Below are 19658 nucleotides of genomic sequence, written 5' to 3' on the forward strand. Positions count from 1 at the left end.
CGTGCCATCCCTCGCCCGGGCATCGCGCGGGGCGGGCGGGGGCCTCGGGGAGGAAGCTCCTTGGGGCGCAGTCTGCGACGGTGCGCGTCCGACGCGCGTCAGTCAGCGCTGAGCCGCAGGGTCGGCACCCGGAGGATGCCGGAGCGCACCCCGTCCCGCCTTCGGCTCCCATCCTGCACTCGGAACCTGACGCCGTTCGCGGCTCGCGCCGCGGGGCTCGTCCCATCGATCGCCCGCGCCGCGGCCCCTCGCACCCCGAGCGAGGAGACCGTCACCGTGATCGTGTGGCGGCCCTCGGCGAGCCGCCCGAGCTGGACGGAGTATGGCGCCCGCCAGACGCTCCCCACGGGCAGACCGTCCACCTCGACGCTCGCAGCCGCGCCGACAGGCGGGTCAGCCGGGAGCGCGAAGGAGTTCTCCCGACGCTCGGCCCTGACCTCGGGCACGCTGGCGTCGCCGAAGTCGAGCGCAGCGGAGGCGGGGCGCTCGAGCTCCACCGTCGTCTCGTACGCCAGCTGCTCGTCGTCGTGGGGGACTTCCGGATCGTCCTCCCACGTGTGAGGCAGCGTGACGGGCCGACGTCCGCTGGATGTGCGCACGAACCAGTCGGCCGCGAGGGGCTCCTCGTGGCCGTGGCCCAGCACCGGGCCGGTCGTCTCCAGCTCGTCGACGCCCACCGGCCCCTCTCCCTGAGTCTGACCGACGAGCACGGCCTCATAGGAACCGAGGCGCACGGTGCGGTTGGCGTCGTCCCGCACCACCGCTCGTCTCCGCCCGGAGACGGCGTCCCACACGGTGAGCGTGCTGTCGTCGCAGGCTCTCAGCACGACGTTGGCCGAACGCTCCCCGGTGTTCACCAGCAGGGAGATGCGCGAGCCATCGAGCTGGCGGGTCGTGACCCCGACGGTGTCCGGTGCGCTCGTCGCGAGCGGCGGGACCATCCCGTGCACGGCGGCGCGGATCTCTGCCCGCCGCTCCTGGCCGCGGGACGCCGCGAGGTGGACCACGCGAACACCCGCCGACGACAGGAGCTGCGCCGCCGCGGCGGAGAGCGCGCAGCCCGCCGGCACGAGCAGCACCTCGAAGCGGTCGGCGCCGCCGACCTCGAGGAGCGCGTCGTCGACGAGGTCGTAGTCGAGGCCGGTGGTGCGCACCGCCGAGACGAACTCGTCGTCCACGTAGCGACGAGTCTGCCGCCACAGGTCGAACGGACGCTCCCCCTCGGCGCTCGCCAGCAGCTCGGCCACCGGATGGTATATGGCGACCTGCGCGGTCCGCTCGCCCAGCTGGAGGACGGCGCTCACGCGAGCGAGCCCAGAGAACAGCTCACGCGCGACCGGCCACCACGGGTTCCTCGAGTCGAGAGCACCGGACGCGTAGAACACCGGCTGTCCGTGACCGAGCGCTCCCCCGAGCGGCCAGCCGTGGCCGACGAGGAGGTTGACGCCACTCAGCAGATGCTCGTAGGCCTCTCCCAGCAGGTCGGCCGGCCCCGCCCGGAACGACGGTGAATGCACCCAGGTCCACGTCTCCGAGGACACGGGCGACCTGCCGTAGGCGCCGGCCGCGGAGACCGCCCACGCGTTCTTCGTCCATCGCCGCCATCCCCACCCCTCTCCCTCGATGAGATCCACGTCGCGATAGCTGCTCATGAGCATGGGCGGCTCCCCGTAGCACTGCGCGCGAAAGAGCAGGCCGTGTCCGTGCGCCCAGTCTCCGAACGCCTGCACGAAGTGCTCCTCGAACAGCTCCCTGAGCGTCGTCATGACGTCGGTGCGCACCCGAGCCGTGCCGTCGCCGTCGATCTCCAGCCGCCAGAGCTCCGGGAGCAGGTCGTAGCCCCGTCGAGCGAGGAACTCCCGGGGAAGCTCCGTCGTCCAATCGGACTCGTACACCTCGAAGCTGTCGCAGAACCCCGCGTGCACACGCGTGGCCCCCGCCGCGGCCAGGAGCGGCGTCGCGACCGCCTCCAGGTGCGCCTGCACGGCGACCGCCGAGTAGTGGTCGAGCACCAGCCCCTCAGCACCTCGGGGCGCGCGCTTCACGTTCTGGCCGGTGAGGCGAGAGACCGCGACCAGGAGAACTCTCGGCCCGCCGCCCAGGGCCGGGACGTGGATGCGCTCCCCGCATTCGGCGAGCACCCACTCGGCGGGCAGTTCCTGGATGGAGCCGGCGCCCACGTACGCGCTCACCAGCGCATCACCCTCGAACGAGGGCCGGAAGACGAGCTCGGTCGCGCCGGGTGCGAGCTCGATCCGCTCCCAGTGGAGCCCCCGAGCTGCCGTCGACGCGTCGACGTACGGCCCGCCGAACGGCCATCCCGCGCCGAGCGTGAGATCGAAGCGCAGCCCCCGCCGCCGCGCCCCTCGCGCGGCGAAGCCCACGAGCGAGAGGAACTCCGGATCGCCGAAACGCGGCCCGCCCTCGTCCACCGGGTACACGAACGCGAGCTCGACCCCGCCGATCCCAGCGGCCAGCATGGCGTCCAGGTCGGCGTCGATCGCCGCCTCGCTCACGTGCGTCGAGAACCACCACCAGCGCATGAGCGGTGCCGCGTCACCGGTCTCGCCCCGGAGCGCCTCCACGACCTCCTGCATCGTGCCGCTCATCCCCGCACCTGGAGGTGCGCGCGTTCGGCGGATGCGCTCTGCTCGGCGGCGGCCTCCGCCTCCTCCTGGTCGATGACGGTCGTGCGCTGGCGCGCGAACACCACGAAGGCGAGGACCACCGCGACGAGGCAGGAGCCCGCGAGGAACCCGAAGAGCGCCCCGGGCCCGGTCGCCAGGACGACCGGAGTGACGAGCACGAGCGCTGACGAGCCGAAGCGCGCGATGGCGATGATCGCGCCCTGCGCTGAGGAGCGCAGCAGCGTCGGGAACGACTCCTGGGTCCAGATCTTCATGATGCCCTCCCCAGCGAACACGGTGCCGATGAGCCACAGGAACATCATGATGTTCAGCGTCGACTCGGTCACGCCGAAGACGAGCGGAACGCACATGGCCGTGATCGTGCAGATCGCGCCTCCCACGAACCAGCTCATCCGCCACCGTGTCCCGACGACCCGCATGAACAGGAGGACGAGGATCGCGCCGAGGAACATGGTGATGAGCTTCACCGTCGAGTAGACCTGGACCGTGGAGTCGGCAACCTCCGTGTACATGTAGGCCCCGTACTGGCTCACCGTGTTCGAACCGAGGTTCATGAGCGTGTAGAAGACGGCGAGCACGATGAAGTACTTCGCGAAGGGCGCCCTGAGGAGCGTCTTCAGCGTGCTCCACCCGAGCGCCGCATCCGAGCGGCTCGTGGCACCCGCCTTCTCCGCCTCGCGCTGCTCGAGCCACAGCGTCGACTCCGGAACCGCGAACCTCGCGACGAGCGTCAGCAGGGTGACCACGAGGATGTGCCCGAACAGGATCTGCGCCCCGAGCTGGCCCATGCTGCCGACGATGGTCGCGAGCCCGAGCGCGACCATGCTGCCGATCTTCCAGAGGAAGTGGGTGAAGCCGATCATGCTGCTGCGCAGTCCGGACTTGGCCATCTCCGAGATCGTCGCGAGGGAGACCGGCAGGTCAGCGCCCGCGCCGAGCCCGACGAGGATCATGCCGGCGAGCAGCCCGGGGAACACCTCGACGAACACCAGCAGCGCCGAACCCGCGGCGATCATGACCATGGTCGCGATGAAGACCGCCTTGCGGCCGAGCAGATCGCCGAGGCGCCCGCCGAAGAGGGCGCCGATGGCAACCGAGAACGTGAGCGCCGAGGACAGCACCCCGATGGTCTCCGGGGTCAGGGCCAGGGTGTCCTTGAGGAGCACCAGGGCCGTCCCGCTCGAGGTCATCGCGGCGGCGTCGATATAGGACGCCATTCCCGAGATGAGTGCGATCCACCACATCTTGCGGGTGGACATTGGCTTCTTGGACATGTTCGAGGACCTCTCTGTCAGTATCGCCGACGACATCGTCGGCAAGCGCGCGGCTCAGGCCGCGCAGTCGAACTCATGGCCTCGACGACGCGCGCCGAGGAAGTGGTGGTGTCCGCTCAGGCGGTCAGGCGGTCAGACGGTCAGCGTGACGCTCTCGGTCGTCCAGGCGCGGGCCTGCTCGCTGAAGGTGAAGCCGAGCCCTGGGCGGTCGGGGACGAGCATCCGCCCGTCGCGCGTCTCGAGGCGCTCCTCGAAGAGGGGGTTGAGCCAGTCGAAGTGCTCGACCCACGGCTCACGCGGGTAGCACGCGGCGAGGTGCAGGTGGATCTCCATCGCGAAGTGCGGGGCGAGGTCGAGGCCCGCCTCGTCGGCGAGGGTCATGAGGCGCAGGAAGTTCGTGATCCCGCCGATGCGGGGCGCATCCGGCTGGATGATGTCGCAGGCCCTCGCGGCGATGAGCTGCCGGTGCTCGGCGACCGACGCGAGCATCTCCCCCGTCGCGATCGGGGTGTCGAGCGCGCGTGCGAGGTCGGCGTGCCCTTCGGCGTCGTAGGCGTCGAGTGGCTCCTCGATCCACGCGAGGTCGAGCTCCTCGAAGCGCCGCCCCATGCGCAGCGCGGTCGCGCGGTCCCACTGCTGGTTCGCGTCGACCATGAGCGGCACGCTCGCGCCGATGTGCTCGCGGACGGCGCGGACTCGGCGGAGGTCCTCGGCGGTGTCCGGCAGCCCGACCTTGACCTTGATCCCGCCGATGCCCTCCGCGATCGACTGCGTCGCACGCTCGCGGACCTCGTCGAGGGACGCGTTCAGGAACCCGCCTGACGTGTTGTACGTCCGGACCGAGTCCCGGTGCGCGCCGAGCAGCTTCGAGAGGGACAGGCCGGCCCGCTTCGCCTTGAGGTCGTAGAGCGCGATATCGAGTGCCGCGAGCGCCTGGGTCGCGACGCCGGAGCGGCCGACGGATGCTCCGGCCCAGAGCAGCTTCGAGTACAGCTTCTGGATGTCGTTCGGATCCTCGCCGAGCGCGGCCTCGGCGACCTCGCGGCCGTGGGCGTACTGGGCGGCGCCGCCGGCGCGCTTCGAGTAGCTGAAGCCGTGGCCGGAGAAGCCCTGCGCTGTCTGGATCTCGGCGATGAGGAAGACGACCTCCGTCATGGGCTTCTGCCTCCCCGTGAAGACCTTCGCGTCGGAGATCGGAGTGGCCAGCGGGAGGCGGAGCGTGGACAGCTCTATGGAGCGGATGGAGTCTGCCGAGCTGGTGGCGTCTGGGGTGTGAGTCATAGTCCTTCGTCCTTGAGGGTGACGTTCTTCCCGAAAGCTATCAGACAGATTTGGAATCTGTCTAGCTTGAACTCCCCACCTTCATCCTGTGACTGAGGCTTGCGGTTGCCACTGTCGGTGGTGCGATTTACGCTGGATACACGTTCGAATACAGATTCGAATAAGCGAAGGGGGAAACCATGCCGACCGTCATCGACGACACCATCGAGGTCGCCATCAGCGGCGACGGGCAGCCGACCTCCTTCGTGTGGCAGCGCTTCCTCTACACCGTCACCGGCCAGCCGCAGGCCTACTTCCGCAGACTCCCGCCGTGGTGGCACGGAGACTCCTCCCCCACTCGCATCGACCAGGAGCTGTGGCGCGTCACCGCCGTTCGAGACAGCCCCCGTGAACAGCACGGGGAACACCTGTACGACCTCTGTCGCGCCCCAGGCGGCTGGCGACTCGCCCTGAGCTGGGAGTGACGACGCGATGAGCTTCCCGCACCTGCACGTCTCGTCGGGCTTCAGCGCGCACTATGCGGTCTCCCCTCCCGAGGTGCTGGCCCAGGCAGCCGCCGAGCGAGACCTCGACACGCTCGCACTCACCGACCGCGACGGCATCTCCGGCGCGGTCAAGCACCTCCTCGCATGCCGGACCGCGAACCTTCGGGCTGTCCTCGGCAGCGAGCTCGCCGTGCACGACGAGCGAGGCGAGCCCCTCGGCCGGGTCGTCGTGCTCGCAGCCGGCGGTGACGGCGGTTCCGGGTACGCATCGCTCTGTCGGGCCGTCTCAGCCGCCCACGAGACCACCGCGAGCGCCGCCACGCGCATCCACGAGCCGAGCATCCCCCTCGCCCGCCTGGCCGAGCTCGCCTCCACCGACGAGGGGGCGACGAGACTCACCGTCCTGCTCGGCCCGACGAGCGACGTCGGCACGGCGGCCTCAGCTGCCCAGCTGGGTCTGGCCAGAGAGCGTCTGCGTGCTTGGCGACATGGGCTCCCCCGCGCCTCGCTCGTCGTCGAGATCGTCTGCCATCTCGCCGAGCCTGGCACCCCGGGGTCGGTCACGGTCGCGACGCGGATGCTGGGCCTCGCAACAGAATCCGGGCTGCGGGCAGTGCTCACCAACGCCGTGCGCTACGCCTCCCCCGAGGAGGCGGCGACGGTCGACATCGCCGATGCCGTGCGGGCGAGGCGTGCACTCGACGACATCGAGCTGGCCCCGACGGCCCAGGCCTGGCTCAAACCGGCGAACCTCATGCGGCAGGTCGCGCGCATGGTGGCAGATGCCGGCGGGCACGCAGCCTCGGCCGCCGATGACCTCCTCGCCCAGACGAGGCTGCTCGCCGAGAGCTGCGTCATCGACCCGGAGCGAGATGCGGGTGTCGGCACCCCGCGCATGCCGGAGGTCACCCGCTTCGGCATCCACGGCGACCCATTCGAGGTGCTCAGGGCGAAGGCGGAAGCCGCGATCCCCGCGCGCTACCCGGGTGCATCCGCCGCCCACGAGCGGGAGCTGCAGGACCGCCTCGCCCACGAGCTCAGGACGGTGCGGAAGCTGGGCTTCGCCCCCTACTTCCTCACCGTCTCGCACGTCGTCGAGCTCATCAAGGAGATGGGGGTCCGCGTGCAGGCCAGGGGTTCAGGTGTCGGATCGCTGCTCAACTACCTCCTGTACACGAGCCACGTCGAGCCCGTCTCCCTCGGGCTCATCTGGGAGCGCTTCCTCTCCGATGAGCGACGCACGCTCCCCGACATCGACCTCGATGTGGAGAGCGCAGAGCGCCACCGCGTCTACCACCGCATCTTCGACGAGTTCGGCGGGCAGCGGGTCACCCTCATGTCGATGGTCAACACCTACGGGTCGAGGGGCGCAGTCCGCGATGCGGGCCTCGCCCTCGGGCTCGCCGACGGCGAAGTCGACCGCATCGCCAAGGAGCTGTGGCGCTTCTCCGCGAAGCGCTTCAGGCAGGCCCTCGCCGAGAAGCCCGAGCTTCGCGAGTTCGCGGAGGAGGTGCGTCGCTCACGGCAGCTCGAGGTGCTCGTCGAGGCGACGGAGCGGCTCGACTCCCTGCCGAGGCACATCTCCGTGCACCCGTGCGGGGTCATCCTCTCCGACGTCTCGCTCCTCGACCGCACTCCCGTGCAGATGTCGGGGATCGGCCTGCCCATGAGCCAGTTCGACAAGCACGACATGGACCCGATGGGGCTCATCAAGCTCGACATCCTCGGGGTGCGCATGCAGAGCGCCATGGCCCACGCCGTGAAGGAGCTGAAGCGCACCCGCGGTGAGGAACTCGACCTCGATGCGCTTCCCCTCGACGACGAGGCGACCTACGAGACCATCCGCTCGACGAAGACCCTCGGCATCTTCCAGGTCGAGAGCCCGGGGCAGATGGAGCTCGTCGGCAAGCTGCAGCCAGAGGTGTTCAACGACCTCGTCATCGACATCTCCCTGTTCCGCCCTGGCCCCATGCAGAACAACATGCCCCTCCACTTCCTCAGGGCCCGCCACGGGGAGGTGATGCCCGACTACATCCATCCGAGGCTCAAGCCGATCCTGCTCGAGACGAAAGGCGTCGTCGTCTTCCACGAGCAGGTCATGCGCATCTTCGACGAGCTCACGGGGTGCGGCCTCGAGCTCGCCGACGTGTACCGACGCTGGCTCGCGAAGCCCGAGCTCGTGCCGCGCATCGAGGAGCTCGTGCGCGGCAGGGCCGCAGAGCGTGGGTTCCCGCCAGAGATCATCGATCGGTCATGGAAGGTGCTCGCCGGCTTCGGCAGCTTCGGCTTCGCGAAAGCCCACGGCGCTGCGTTCGCCCTGCCCACCTTCCAGAGCGCCTGGCTCAAGACCCATCGAGCCGCGCACTTCTGGGCGGGCCTCCTCACCCACGACCCCGGCATGTGGGGCAAGGACCTCATCATCGCCGAGGCGAGGCATCTGGGCATCCCGCTCCTCCCGATCGACGTGCAGCGTTCAGGGCTCGAGTACACGGTCGAGCCGCTCCCGGATGGACGCGACGGGGTTCGCATGTCCCTCGCGGATGTGCGCGGCATGTCATCGGCGGAACGCGACAGGGTCGCCGAGCACCAGCCGTTCGACTCGCTCGCCGACTTCCGCGCTCGTGTCCGACCACGCCGGAGCACGCTCGACTCCCTCGCCAGAGTGGGGGCGCTCGACGTGTTCATCGACTACGAGCCGCGCAGGCGGCACGAGCTGCTCGCGTTCATCCGCTCGCTCACGAGCACGCCGACGCGAGTACCGGAGCACCAGCAGGCGTTCGCGTTCCCCCTGCCCATCCCGGAGCTTCGCGGGGTGACCACCATGGACCTGCACGGGAAGACGCAGACCGACCTGGAGCTGCAGGAGCTCGGCCTCGGCGTGAGCCGGCACCAGATGGAGCGCTTCTTCCCGCTCTTCCGTCAGCTCGGAGTCACTCCAGCGAGCTCGCTCATGGACCTGCCAGGCGGCACCGACGTGCTCATCGCGGGGGTGCGGCGTGCCACGAACACCCCACCCATGCGTGGCGGACGGCGCACGGTGTTCGTCTCCCTCGACGACAGCACCGGACTCTCGCAGATCGTGTTCTTCCACGACGCGCAGGAGCGTGCAGGCAACCGGGTGTTCCGCACGCACTACATGCTGGCGCGGGGGAAGACTCGCCGGTCGGGCGCCAAGGGCATCTCCGTGACGGGCGACATGGCGTGGGACCTCCTCGAGGTCGCACAGCTCATGTCCGCATCCGGTGCCGCGGGAACCGCTCAGACGAGGTCGAGCGCCGTGGTCCTCGAGTCGTCCGAACGGGAGACCTCCGCCAGCCCGAGGCGCCTCGCGAGCGCGTAGGACGCCTCGTTCTCCAGGTCCATGACCGCGAGCACGCGCTTCACGCCGACATAGTCGCGCAGGTACTCGACCAGCGCATCCGCCGCCTCGGTGGCGAAGCCCTGTCCCGCGCATCCCGGGTGCATGATCCAGCCGAGCTCCGCAGAGCGGTGCTCGGGCTCGACGTCGCGCAGGTGCACCGACACGTCCCCGATGAGCTTGCCGTCGTGCTCGACGGCCAGGGCCATGAAGTCGCCCGTCTGCCAGAGACGCGTGTGCGTCGTGCGGCGGCTCAGGTGCTCGGTCGCCTCCGTCAGGTCGCGCTGCTTCCAGTGCAGGTAGCGGACGACCTCGGCGTCGGACACGATCTCGTGCCAGGCCTCCGCGTCACGCACGTCGTGGGGGCGGAGTACCAGGCGCTCCGTGAACAGCTGGGGCGCGTCGAACGGACGCTCGGTGCGGGGGCCGCGGAGGAAACGGGGACGGTGGAAGAGGCCACCCTGCAGGTCCTTCTTGACGCCCGGCGCACGGCTCCCGAGGTCGGGCTGCTGGATTCGCTGGAGTGTCATGCGTCGCAGATTACGAACTCCTCTCATGCCCCGCGTGAGAGAAGATTTGAGCTTCCTATGAGGAGCAGCGAACACCCCGCCACGACGCCGTTCCCATGACACGATGAAGGAATGCCCGATTCCGCCGCCGCTGACCCGATCATCGAGCCCGGTCGCCGTCGGGCGGTCCTCGCGCAGCTGCCCCGACTCCACCGCCCAGACGGCACCCCCATCCGCGTGCTGCTCGTCGACGACGAAGAGACCCTGACGAACCTCGTCAGCCTCGCCCTCTCCTACGAGGGGTGGCAGGTCGACGTCGCCAACAACGGCCGGGATGCGCTCGCGAAGTTCACCGCCGAGCGGCCGGACGTCGTCGTGCTCGACATCATGCTCCCGGACATCGACGGCCTCAGCATTCTCAGGAACCTCCGAGGTCAGGGACACGCCACACCGGTGCTCTTCCTCACCGCGAAGGACTCCATCGACGACCGCATCATCGGGCTCACCGCCGGCGGCGACGACTACATGACGAAGCCCTTCAGCCTCGAGGAGCTCGTCGCCCGACTGCGCGGCCTCATCCAGCGCGCCGGTGAGGCGGTCGCCGACGACGCCTCCCAGCTGCGGGTCGGCGACCTCTTCCTCGACGAGAGCAGCTACGAGGTGCGCCGCGGCAGCGACCCCGTCGCGCTCACCACCACCGAGTTCGAGCTGCTGCGCTACTTCATGCGCAACCCGAAGCGGGTCCTCAGCAGAGCCCAGATCCTCGACCGCGTCTGGAACTACGACTTCGCCGGCAAGGCGAGCATCGTCGACCTGTACGTGTCCTACCTGCGCAAGAAGATCGACGCCGGCCGCACCCCCATGATCCACACGGTGCGCGGCGTCGGCTACGTCATCAGGCCAGCAGAATGAGGCCGTGGACGCTGCGCGCGCGCATCATCGTCGGCGTCACCCTCGTCGTCGCCTTCGTGATGAGCGCGATCGGCATCATGAACGTCGTCACCCTCAACTCCGCCATCACGAGCGTCGTCAACACGCAGCTCGCCGCCTCCATGTCGGTGCTGGAGAACTCCGTCGACAAGTACCGCGTCGACGTCCCGGGCACGCATCCGCACCCCTCGAAGATGGGCGACTCGGCGGCGCCGAAGGTCAAGCCCCTCATCAACTTCGTCGGCCACGCGCCGGGCACCATCATCGCCCTCGCCCACGACGGCGAGATCATCGACTCCGCATCGTTCAGCGAGACCTCCGCGGTCGAATGCGACCAGACCATCAAGAACGAGCTCACGGCACTGGTCCAGTCGCCCGGCTTCGCGACCCAGCACTCGCTGCTCGAGACGATCAAGCTCGATGACGCCGCCGGCGACTTCCGCGTCATGATCCACGAGTGGGACGGCGACCCGAGCTACGCCCTCATCTCCGCCGTCTCCCTCGACACCGCCCGTGACGCGACCTTCAACCAGACCGTCCTCACGCTCGTGCTCTCCTCGCTCGGGATCGGCCTCATCGTCCTCCTCGTCGCGCTCGTCATGCGAGTCGCCATGCGTCCCCTGTCGCGCGTGGTCACGGCCGCCGAGAACGTCGCGCAGATGCCCCTCGCCTCTGGCGAGGTCGGCCTCCGCAGGGCCGTGAAGCTCGACGACATCGACCCCCGCACCGAGGTCGGCAAGGTGAGCGAGGCCCTCGACAAGCTCCTCGCGCACGTCGACGAGGCCTTCGCCGTGCGCACGGCGGCAGACCAGCGGATGCGTCGCTTCGTCACGGACGCGAGCCACGAGCTGCGGACGCCGCTCGCCGCGATCCAGGGGTACGCGGAGCTCACCCGGCAGGATTCGGCGTCGCTGCCCGACACCACCGAGCGGTCTCTCGCACGCATCGAGTCCGAGGCGACTCGCATGAGCTCGCTGGTCAACGACCTCCTCCTGCTCGCCCGCCTCGACGAGGGGCAGGACCTGCAGTTCGACACCGTCGACCTGTCCGAGCTCGTCATCAACGCCGTCAGCGACGCGCAGGCAAGCGACGCCGACCGCCACTGGAGTGCGACCGTGCCACCCAGCGAGGTCTCGGTGCTCGGCGACTGGGAGCGCCTCCACCAGATCGTCGTGAACCTGCTCTCCAACGCCAGCCTGCACACCCCGAAGGGCACGCACGTCAACGTCTCCGTGCGCTACGAGCTCGCGGCCGCGTCGGCGACGGGGCGCGAGGCGGTCCTCATCGTTCGCGACGACGGGCCGGGCATCCCCCAGACGCTCCGCGAGGATCTCTTCTCGCGGTTCGCCCGCGGCGACTCCGCCAGGACCCGCGCGTCCGGCAGCACTGGCCTCGGACTCGCGATCGTGAAGTCCATCGTCGAGGCGCACGGCGGACAGATCGCCGCCGAGTCCGAGGACGGAGCCGCCTTCATCGTGCGGATCCCCGCGGCCAAGGCCTGGGACTAGCCCGTAACCTCACGAGACACGGGAACTGCGCCCTCTCCGCTGCCTGGCGGCCTCGGCGGGTACGCGAGCGTGACCATCACCACGGAGATGATCATGAGCAGGAACCACGAGAGGAGCTTCGTGATCGACACGAGCTCCCAGCCGTGCTCCTGATTCGGGTACACCCACGCACCGACGAAGGTGCCGATGTTCTCGGCGAACCAGATGAACAGGGCGACGAGCAGGAACGCCACGAGCAACGGCATCCGGAGCGTCCTCCGGAACACGCGGAAGTGCATCCACGTGCGGCCCCACAGCACGGCCACGAACACCAGGAGCACGTACCGGAAGTCGTAGGCGTAGTGGTGCGTGAAGAAGTTCACGTAGATGGCCACGGCCGCGACCACGGTGAGCCAGATGCGCGGGTACCTGGAGAACCGCAGGTCGAAGAGCCGGTAGACGCGGCACATGTACGAGCCGACCGCCGCGTACATGAAGCCCGTGTAGAGCGGAACGGGGCCGATGTGCAGCACTCCCCCAGACGCGTAGCTCCACGAGCCGACGCTCGTCTTGAACAGCTCCATTCCCGTGCCGACGATGTGGAAGGCGAGGATGACCAGCAGCTCGCGGCCGGTCTCGAGCCTGGCCACGACCATGAAAATCTGGATTGCGACGGCGGCGATGACGAGGGCATCGTTGCGTGCCAGCAGCGCATCGTCCGGATACCAGAGTCTCGCGGCGATGATCACGACGAGCATGAGCGCCCCGAAGATGCACGCCCAGGCCTGCTTGAGCCCGAAGACCAGGAACTCGACGAGGCCGGCCCTGAGGCCGTGTGCGGGGGCACGCTCGAGGAGGCGCCCCGCGACGTCGTCGATGCGCTGCTCGAGGCTCGTGAATCTGGCCACCTGGAACCGCCGCTCTCCTCCAGCGCCAACGATCGGCGCACGTCGAATGGCCGACACTAGCGGCACCTGTCCGCGAGCCCGCTGAGGCTGGCCATGACGCCCGGGAACCGTCCGCGTCGACGGGGACAGGGAGAGGGGGAAGAGATCGATCCACAGAGACCGGGATTCCGGGCCGATCACTGGACGCCTCCTCGCGCGGTGGCGCGGAATGCGAAAGGCCCGCTTCCTCGAAAGGAAGCGGGCCTTGTGCCGCAGTTACATCTTGCTCTTTCGAGCAATCCCAACTTGTGCGAATCTGGTTGCGGGGGCAGGATTTGAACCTACGACCTCCGGGCTATGTGACGCCGCACCCGAGTTGCCCAGCATGACCGGTACTCATCCCAGGTCAGCCTGCAGTTTCGAACTGAATGAGCGGCAGTAGCGGGATCACTCAGGACCTACAAGGTTCGGAGCCTTTGCGTACTTTTGCGCGTCTTCTTGGGCTTGGAAATCCCTGCTTCAGCGTGGAGTTCTTGGGTTCGATTCCGAACGTCCGAAGGGTTCGTCGGGTCCGTGTAGTGCCTTGCTCGCACCTTTTCGGAGTTCCCGAACTGGGCGTCGGGGACTGACCCCAGGATGGTCGACATCGGATCGTTGCGGCGCTGATTGGCACGCTGCTCAGCAGCCTCTATGAACTTCGACTCTTCACGGCCGTAGGCGAAGCTCAGCCCGTGGTCGACGCTCAGTGGGCGGTTGATCGACCCGATCTTGATCTCGAGATCGATCGGAGGCCGTTCAGGCTGCCCGCCAGCCTGCGCACGGAGCACCAACGCTTGGATCTCCCCCATTTTGAGCGACTCGTGTCTCGGTCGATGTGCGGACATAGATCGCCCCGTTCGCGAGGCTGTGCTTCGTGTCCTGCTTGTCGCTGGGCTGGAACGCCTTGTGACACGGAAACATGGTCTGCCCTGGCTCAGGAGGCATCGCGACGACAACGAGCACTTCGCGGGTTGGATCCTCGCCAGCTGGCAACCGGAAGATCTCAGGCAAGGGGAATTGCTCGCCGACATACGGTCCCAGCGAGCGCAGCAGCTCGTGGTCCTCGATGCCCTTGGGTATCCCCGGAGCGCTGCCCTGCTGAGCGCCGATGACCATGACGGCATGTCCGTGGAAGAAGCGTGACGCAGACGTCGGTTCGCGATTCGCAGCACCGAGCAGGAACTTCGCTACTTTCGCTCGGCCCAACGGCTTGGTGAGGTCGACGTCGCTCTTGACTTCGAGATACCCCGTCTCTGCTTCATCGCCAAGCATCAAGATGCGCTCGAGGATCGCCATCCTCACGTCGCGGTGCAGGGGGTTCATGCTCGCGTTGAGCTCAGGAGGACCAGGCGCAGTCATGTGCTGATTCTGACAGCTAGACGAGCCCGACCGCGGCGCGCTGCAACGCAGAATCCTGCGGCGGCGGGGTGATGCTCTGAGAGAGTTGCTCTGCCGAACATCCGAGAGAAGAGAGCCCTCCCGGGCAGCAACGTGATCTGCGCCGAGAAGGCTTCGTCCACGATCGAGATGAACTACAAGTCGAGTCGCTCCGTCGGTACATCGTCCGGGTGCGCGAGCCGCTGTGTTGGTAGCTCACTCCAGTCCCCCGCGCCGCTCGGTGCAGCGAACGGGAGGCGTTCTGTCGCCTCGTCGAAGGGCAGCCGTTTTGTTGCTGCGTATGGTTCGCTGCAATCGGCAGATACGCCGCCGGCGAGCACCTTGTGACGAGAACATGCGAGAAAACCAGCCGTCCCGGCGCAGCAGAGATACTGCGCCGGGAGGGCTTTCCTGGGTATGTGTGCTCGGGGCACGGGGCGAAGCTAGCTCGCGGAGATGAAGGGCTTACCCCAGCAATCGACCAGCACCGCGACGGCACCAGCGGTGATCATGCCGGCGGCTGCAGCGGCTGCAGCGGCAGCAGGTCCGGCCGCGATCATGCCTCCCACAGCACCTGAGATGATGCCGGTCGTCATGGCCTTGCTGACGCACTGATCCCAGCTGCCTTCCCAACCCTCGACAGCGCGCTGATTGTCGGTGCGGCTACTGCTGCTTTCGGCGGATGACGCAGAAGGTTCTGGCGTGATGACGCGAACCTGGTTGTCCGACACGCGCTCAATCGTCAGGGCGTACGTACCGGCATCCGTGGTGACTTCGTTGGCAAGCGCTTGCAAGCCGCTGCCTGTCTGGAGCGTGAAGACGCCGTTCGACTCCGTGATGGAGCCGTCTGGGACGGTGATGAGCGCTGACGTCGACGACTCGTTCACGATCTCGAATCCATCCCCCTGGATGGTGTTCGTCGACTGGACCTGGGCTTGCTGCGTCGTTTGCGGACTTGCTGATGCGGCTGTCGCTCCGAAGATGGACACCGATGCGATGGCAAGACTTGCGAGGGCAGTCTTTGTGGTGGTCTTCAGCACGTCTATACCTCTTCTGTTTCCTCGATCACGTCCCTGGGCCGCAGTCGTTGCGTGACATATCGCACCAGTATTGCCAGCGGCAGAATAATGAAGACTGAGACCAGGACATTAAATGGTGGATCAAGCCGGTCGAAGATGAAGATAACGCTGACGATAAAGACAATCGCCACCAGGAGATAAGGCAACCAGCGCCGAATCATAGGCGTGCTCCAATCGTTGCGCCGTGCACCATTGCGGGGCACCTGGCTTCCGTGGCTGGTCTTCTCGACGTTATCGAGGATGGAACGGCGAGGTCAAATTCGCTCTCACGCGCCACTCGGGTTCTTTCTGAGCCTGACGCGGCCTGCGATCGCCATGTTGATGAACAGGAGAAGCCCCGACGCGGTGGACTTCTCCATCACACGTCGAGGTCGGGGCAAGCTTCCGCGAGTTGAGTCAGCGCACCTCACGTGCGTGGGATCGGAACCGAAGGCTGACGAGGTTGGCGCTGCCGTCAGCGTTGCTGGCCTCGACAGTGGCCGTCACGCCCGGCAGCAATCTGTAGTTGCAGTTCGGCTGCAGCTTGCCACGACCGAGACCACGGAGGAGCCGGCGCGAGCTCGCTACGACGGCGTATTCCTCGAGCAGCGATCCGCCCTCGCGAATCGCAGCCATGACAGCCCCGACAGCGGGGTATCCCCGACGCCACAGCTGAGGCGTCTTTGCGATGCGAGCAGCGCGGAGCCATTCTCGTCGAGATCCCGCGCTGATGAAGAGCTGAGTCTCATCGCTGTGGTGCGTGCGCGGCACGCTGTGCACGCGGCCCAGGACTGCGAACCCGATCTCGACCCGGACCGGGAGAGCCGCAGCCTCATGTGTCCCGGATGCCCCATTAGGTACAGTAGGCACAGCCAGCATCGACCCTCCGGCCGGTAGCTTCGTTCGATCAAAGACATCCGATGTACCCGTCATGGGCACCCCTCCTCGGTGTTGGTGTGCTTGCGCAGCGGTCCTTTTGTCCGGCGCGCACAGCGACGCGCGCCGCCCCCGACAGGCGCTGACCATGTTCTCGTCCACGCCGAACACGTTCTGATGTCGATACCGGACCGACGCGTGTCGTTTCAGCGTGTTGAAACAAATCTGTCGCGACAGTTTGGAGAGCAAGGCTCCTCGGTTGGCATTTCGCGATGCGCTGTTCTCTATCGGATCTTCGCGAAGACTGGTAGACACATTCCATGCGAAAGACTATTGCTATCTCCAGCGGTGCACTCCTTTTCGTCGTGCTCACTGCGTGCTCCGCGACGCCGACCGCGCCCCAACCCGCACCCACTTCCCCGGGTGACGCAGATAATGCAAGCTTGCTCTGGACAGCACCGGAAAAACTCGAAGCAATGGGAGCAGCTGAGGCAGCGGGCACGTTGGCCCAGGACGCAGCCGGTTGCTGGGGTCTGGACATTCCTGACTCCCCCGCGGGATTCTACGTGGCACAGTTTCCCTACGGAACGACGCTGAACTCTGCGGGCGATGGCATTGTCCTCTCCGACGGTCGTGACTTCTTGACTGGAGAGTTCATCAATGGCGGGGGTGGCTATCGTTCGGACCTTATCCCAGGGGATGTCCCCGGATTCCCGGAGAATTGCAGCCCAGAAGAAGTTGTCTTCATCGGTCAGATTGACGACTGATCTCAACTTTGCTCTTGTGGGCGCGCTTTCACGCCGATATCTTCCTGAGTATCAGCCGCACGTGCGGCTGATACTCGATTCGTTGACCGGGGGTTGACATTGGCTATTCATCGAAAAACATGGGTATCAAAGAGCATCTTGGCGGCCACGGGGTAGCGACGTTGCTACTCGCAGGGCTGCCATCGTTGCCAGCAAGCGCCGCGCCATCAGAAGCAGCGGATGAGAAGAACGTCGACATTGAGCCGATGGACACGACGAATCTCAAACTCGTTGAGGGCCTGGACACGCAGGGGGAATGCCTTTTCCGTTCGGGAGTTTATCCGGCAGGCGGCATCGGCTACAAGGACAGCTCGCTCCCCTACGACGAGTACGAGGCGAAGGACGCCGCGTTCCTGACGTTGCGTGCGCAAACTCTCCGTGCGCATCCAGATGACTTCATGGATCTGTACACGGAGCCTAACGGCGAGGGGCGCTTCGCTGGTGTTGTTGTTGCGACAGAGCGCTGGGCCGAGTCTCCGGATAACACACTCGCCGTGCTTGCCAAGGGTGATCCCAAGATCCAGGAAGCCCTCGACACATTGAGCGCCGAAGGTGTTCCTGTTCGTGTGGAGGCCAAGGCTGCGCCCAGCATGAACCAAGTCTGCACGATCCAAGATTCGTTCACCGACGTCCGTTCTGTGAGCGGCGAAACGGTCAACGTGGCCCTCATACCCGATCCCCTTGCCGGGCAGCTGCAGATCCTGGCGGGCGAAGACGACGCCGAGATCATCGGCCGCCACGCATCGCAGTTTGGGAAACTCGTCCGCATCGATATCGAGGGCCTCGGCGTCGAAGGAGCCGGTCGGTACAACGACTACCCCTCGTTCAATGGAGGCAACCGAACCAGCGGCTGCTCGAACGCGTTCCGGATCAACCAAACGGGATCTTTGACAGCAGACCACTGCCCACACGGCACGTATACGCACAACGGCTATTACATGGGAACGACGACGAGTTCACTTGTGTCGGCAAAGATCGACGCGATGGTGATCAAGGGCAGCTCGTACTCGCAGCGCGTCTGGGTCGGCGGTACAAACACCAGCAGCTCACTTCCCGCTTACGGCGTTTATCCCGCCAGTTCGCTCTCCACTGGTGCTCAGGTGCTTGTTTCTGGCCAGAAATCTGGCCAGGGCACCATCTCCTACCAGGGCATCCCATCAGCAGGCTGCTTGTACTACGACTCGGAGTGGTACTGACAGATCCAGCGCTTCTGGGCGCAGCCCGCGAACTTCATCAAGGGGGATAGCGGAGGACCTGTGGCCGCCTACGACCCCGCGAATGGTCGGCTCATACCTCTCGGCATCGTCGCTGCCGTTCCGGAAGGCCCTGACCTCATGAAAGTCGCGCACAGTGCGTACGTGACGAAGCTCGAATCTGCGACGTTCTTGTGGGGTGGCGCGAGCATCGGCTAGGACCTGACATTTCTGCACTTCGCACACGAAAAGAACCCCTCCCGAGACGCCGCGGCATGCTGTGACTCGGGAGGGGTTCTTGGTGGATATCTGAGCGGGGACAAGAAAAGAAGAAGCCCCGACATGCGGGTTATAGGACAGAACGTGTGTATGGGATCTCGATCTAGGCCCGCCGTTGCGGCGTGTCGAGGGGTGGCCTTAGTCCGAGACCCTTAGTCGTGGGAAACGACGCCAACTCCACGACTTGTTTGGTATGCGGGCAACGGCTCGTGAAGAACGGGAAGACTCCCGCGGGGACGCAGCGGTGGCGGTGCTTGAACTGCGGGTCGTCATCGGTCAGGAAGCGCGCTGACCTCGCTCGCCGCAACGAGCTTCGGGAGTTCCTGCAGTGGCTGCTCGGGAAGCACTCCCAAAACGAGCTCGGCGGGCCGAGCGCCGCCCGGCAACTGCGACGCCGGACCGCGTGGTGCTGGGAGATCGAGCCAACACTCGGCCCGGTCGAGACGACGCATCCGGTGGTGCTCGTTGATGGAATTTATGTCGGTTCGTGGTGTCCGCTGATCGCGGTCACCGAGGACTTGCAGGTGCTGGCATGGCAGTGGTGCGCCCGCGAGTCGGCGGCCGCTTGGACGGCGCTCTTGACGCGGATCCCCGCTCCTCTGGTGGTGGTCTGCGACGGCGGGGCCGGGTTCGCGTCGGCGGTTCGCGTCGGCTGGCCGGACACGAAGATCCAGCGCTGCATCTTTCACGTGCAGATGAATGTCCGTCGTCACCTCACGCTGCGCCCGAGAACCCATGCCGGCCGCGACTTGCTGAAGCTCCCCAGAGCGCTCTCCTGGGTCGTCGACGCGGACACCGCCGTCGCTTGGCAGCTGGGTTTGCAGGCCTGGTGGCAGCAGCACGGGCAACTCACGAAGCAACGCTCCACCGACGGGTGGAGCAAATGGTGGACCCACGACCGACTCCGCAAAGCGTGGCTGCTGCTGAGCCGCCTCTCCGGCAACGGGCATCTGTTCCCGTTCGTGTCCCACGGGAACGCGCGCACCACGAGCCCGCTCGAGGGCGGCATCAACAACGGCATCCGCACCACGTTGCGCAACCACCGCGGGATGAGCGAGGCCCACATGAAACGCGCCGCGGAATGGTTCCTCTACACGCGCGAGCTCACCACACGTTTTGTCCTATAAGCCTCAGTGGACGCCTCTTCGCGCGGTGGCGGGGAATGCGAAAG

At 66.7% G+C, this 19658-nt stretch carries 16 protein-coding genes; 7 read left to right on the forward strand and 9 right to left on the reverse strand.

Annotation, left to right across the window (positions count from 1 at the left end; genetic code table 11):
• Positions 1-98: 98 nt before the first annotated feature.
• From ITJ61_RS05685 to ITJ61_RS05695, 3 genes are all read right to left on the reverse strand, one after another.
• Positions 99-2609, reverse strand: coding sequence for a glycosyl hydrolase (locus ITJ61_RS05685; RefSeq protein WP_194685745.1), 2511 nt, complete (start codon positions 2607-2609; stop codon positions 99-101).
• Entirely contained in the window at positions 2606-3922 is a 1317-nt protein-coding gene (locus ITJ61_RS05690) for an MFS transporter (protein WP_181062960.1), read from the reverse strand. The genes ITJ61_RS05685 and ITJ61_RS05690 overlap by 4 nt, the downstream gene beginning before the upstream one ends.
• 132 nt (positions 3923-4054) lie before the next feature.
• Complete coding sequence (locus ITJ61_RS05695; RefSeq protein WP_194685746.1) at positions 4055-5203, reverse strand: L-talarate/galactarate dehydratase; 1149 nt, start codon at positions 5201-5203, stop codon at positions 4055-4057.
• Between the two features lie 179 nt (positions 5204-5382).
• Here ITJ61_RS05695 and ITJ61_RS05700 point away from each other — a divergent pair, with 179 nt between their 5' ends.
• Complete coding sequence (locus tag ITJ61_RS05700; protein WP_104298572.1) at positions 5383-5667, forward strand: hypothetical protein; 285 nt, start codon at positions 5383-5385, stop codon at positions 5665-5667.
• Between the two features lie 7 nt (positions 5668-5674).
• Positions 5675-9028, forward strand: coding sequence for a DNA polymerase III subunit alpha (dnaE, locus tag ITJ61_RS05705; protein WP_194685747.1), 3354 nt, complete (start codon positions 5675-5677; stop codon positions 9026-9028).
• Here dnaE and ITJ61_RS05710 read toward each other — a convergent pair.
• Entirely contained in the window at positions 8947-9576 is a 630-nt protein-coding gene (locus tag ITJ61_RS05710) for a GNAT family N-acetyltransferase (protein WP_181062961.1), read from the reverse strand. The two genes, dnaE and ITJ61_RS05710, sit on opposite strands and share 82 nt — an antisense overlap.
• Positions 9577-9687: 111 nt before the next feature.
• Here ITJ61_RS05710 and ITJ61_RS05715 point away from each other — a divergent pair, with 111 nt between their 5' ends.
• Together ITJ61_RS05715 and ITJ61_RS05720 are read left to right on the forward strand one after the other, a co-directional pair.
• On the forward strand, positions 9688-10467 hold the full coding sequence (locus tag ITJ61_RS05715; RefSeq protein WP_104298569.1) for a response regulator transcription factor: 780 nt from the start codon (positions 9688-9690) through the stop codon (positions 10465-10467).
• The gene (locus ITJ61_RS05720) at positions 10464-11993 is read left to right on the forward strand and encodes a sensor histidine kinase (protein WP_104241572.1); all 1530 of its coding nucleotides are present in this window, start codon (positions 10464-10466) and stop codon (positions 11991-11993) included. Before ITJ61_RS05715 ends, ITJ61_RS05720 begins: the two co-directional genes overlap by 4 nt.
• Here ITJ61_RS05720 and ITJ61_RS05725 read toward each other — a convergent pair.
• From ITJ61_RS05725 to ITJ61_RS05745, 5 genes are all read right to left on the reverse strand, one after another.
• Complete coding sequence (locus ITJ61_RS05725; RefSeq protein ID WP_194685748.1) at positions 11990-12880, reverse strand: DUF817 domain-containing protein; 891 nt, start codon at positions 12878-12880, stop codon at positions 11990-11992. The two genes, ITJ61_RS05720 and ITJ61_RS05725, sit on opposite strands and share 4 nt — an antisense overlap.
• Positions 12881-13654: 774 nt before the next feature.
• A complete protein-coding gene (locus ITJ61_RS05730) occupies positions 13655-14221 on the reverse strand; it encodes a hypothetical protein (protein WP_194685749.1) in 567 nt (188 codons plus the stop codon).
• A gap of 497 nt (positions 14222-14718) precedes the next feature.
• On the reverse strand, positions 14719-15315 hold the full coding sequence (locus tag ITJ61_RS05735; protein WP_194685750.1) for a hypothetical protein: 597 nt from the start codon (positions 15313-15315) through the stop codon (positions 14719-14721).
• 2 nt (positions 15316-15317) lie between these two features.
• Positions 15318-15515, reverse strand: coding sequence for a hypothetical protein (locus ITJ61_RS05740; protein ID WP_104241576.1), 198 nt, complete (start codon positions 15513-15515; stop codon positions 15318-15320).
• A 235-nt stretch (positions 15516-15750) separates the two neighbouring features.
• A complete protein-coding gene (locus ITJ61_RS05745; RefSeq protein ID WP_146080981.1) occupies positions 15751-15969 on the reverse strand; it encodes a hypothetical protein in 219 nt (72 codons plus the stop codon).
• Between the two features lie 683 nt (positions 15970-16652).
• Here ITJ61_RS05745 and ITJ61_RS05750 point away from each other — a divergent pair.
• The 3 genes from ITJ61_RS05750 to ITJ61_RS05760 all read left to right on the forward strand — a co-directional run bounded on the left by ITJ61_RS05750 (position 16653) and on the right by ITJ61_RS05760 (position 19614).
• Positions 16653-16976, forward strand: coding sequence for a hypothetical protein (locus tag ITJ61_RS05750; RefSeq protein WP_146080980.1), 324 nt, complete (start codon positions 16653-16655; stop codon positions 16974-16976).
• 119 nt (positions 16977-17095) lie between these two features.
• Entirely contained in the window at positions 17096-18211 is a 1116-nt protein-coding gene (locus ITJ61_RS05755) for a hypothetical protein (RefSeq protein ID WP_194685751.1), read from the forward strand.
• Positions 18212-18645: 434 nt separating this feature from the next.
• Positions 18646-19614 carry an IS1249 family transposase gene (locus tag ITJ61_RS05760; protein WP_194685752.1) on the forward strand — a complete coding sequence of 323 codons (969 nt, stop codon included), beginning with the start codon at positions 18646-18648 and terminating at the stop codon, positions 19612-19614.
• Positions 19615-19658 lie beyond the last annotated feature (44 nt).

The organism is Pseudoclavibacter sp. VKM Ac-2888 (assembly GCF_015351285.1).
Classification (GTDB): Bacteria; Actinomycetota; Actinomycetes; order Actinomycetales; family Microbacteriaceae; genus Pseudoclavibacter.

Excerpts from the sequence above, each read along its gene's own strand:
- ITJ61_RS05685 (WP_194685745.1), bottom strand. The coding sequence starts at position 2,609 with ATGAGCGGCACGATGCAGGAGGTCGTGGAGGCGCTCCGGGGCGAGACC.
- ITJ61_RS05690 (WP_181062960.1), bottom strand. The coding sequence starts at position 3,922 with ATGTCCAAGAAGCCAATGTCCACCCGCAAGATGTGGTGGATCGCACTC.
- ITJ61_RS05695 (WP_194685746.1), bottom strand. The coding sequence starts at position 5,203 with ATGACTCACACCCCAGACGCCACCAGCTCGGCAGACTCCATCCGCTCC.
- ITJ61_RS05700 (WP_104298572.1), top strand. The coding sequence starts at position 5,383 with ATGCCGACCGTCATCGACGACACCATCGAGGTCGCCATCAGCGGCGAC.
- dnaE (WP_194685747.1), top strand. The coding sequence starts at position 5,675 with ATGAGCTTCCCGCACCTGCACGTCTCGTCGGGCTTCAGCGCGCACTAT.
- ITJ61_RS05710 (WP_181062961.1), bottom strand. The coding sequence starts at position 9,576 with ATGACACTCCAGCGAATCCAGCAGCCCGACCTCGGGAGCCGTGCGCCG.
- ITJ61_RS05715 (WP_104298569.1), top strand. The coding sequence starts at position 9,688 with ATGCCCGATTCCGCCGCCGCTGACCCGATCATCGAGCCCGGTCGCCGT.
- ITJ61_RS05720 (WP_104241572.1), top strand. The coding sequence starts at position 10,464 with ATGAGGCCGTGGACGCTGCGCGCGCGCATCATCGTCGGCGTCACCCTC.
- ITJ61_RS05730 (WP_194685749.1), bottom strand. The coding sequence starts at position 14,221 with ATGAACCCCCTGCACCGCGACGTGAGGATGGCGATCCTCGAGCGCATC.
- ITJ61_RS05740 (WP_104241576.1), bottom strand. The coding sequence starts at position 15,515 with ATGATTCGGCGCTGGTTGCCTTATCTCCTGGTGGCGATTGTCTTTATC.
- ITJ61_RS05745 (WP_146080981.1), bottom strand. The coding sequence starts at position 15,969 with ATGGCTGCGATTCGCGAGGGCGGATCGCTGCTCGAGGAATACGCCGTC.
- ITJ61_RS05755 (WP_194685751.1), top strand. The coding sequence starts at position 17,096 with ATGGGTATCAAAGAGCATCTTGGCGGCCACGGGGTAGCGACGTTGCTA.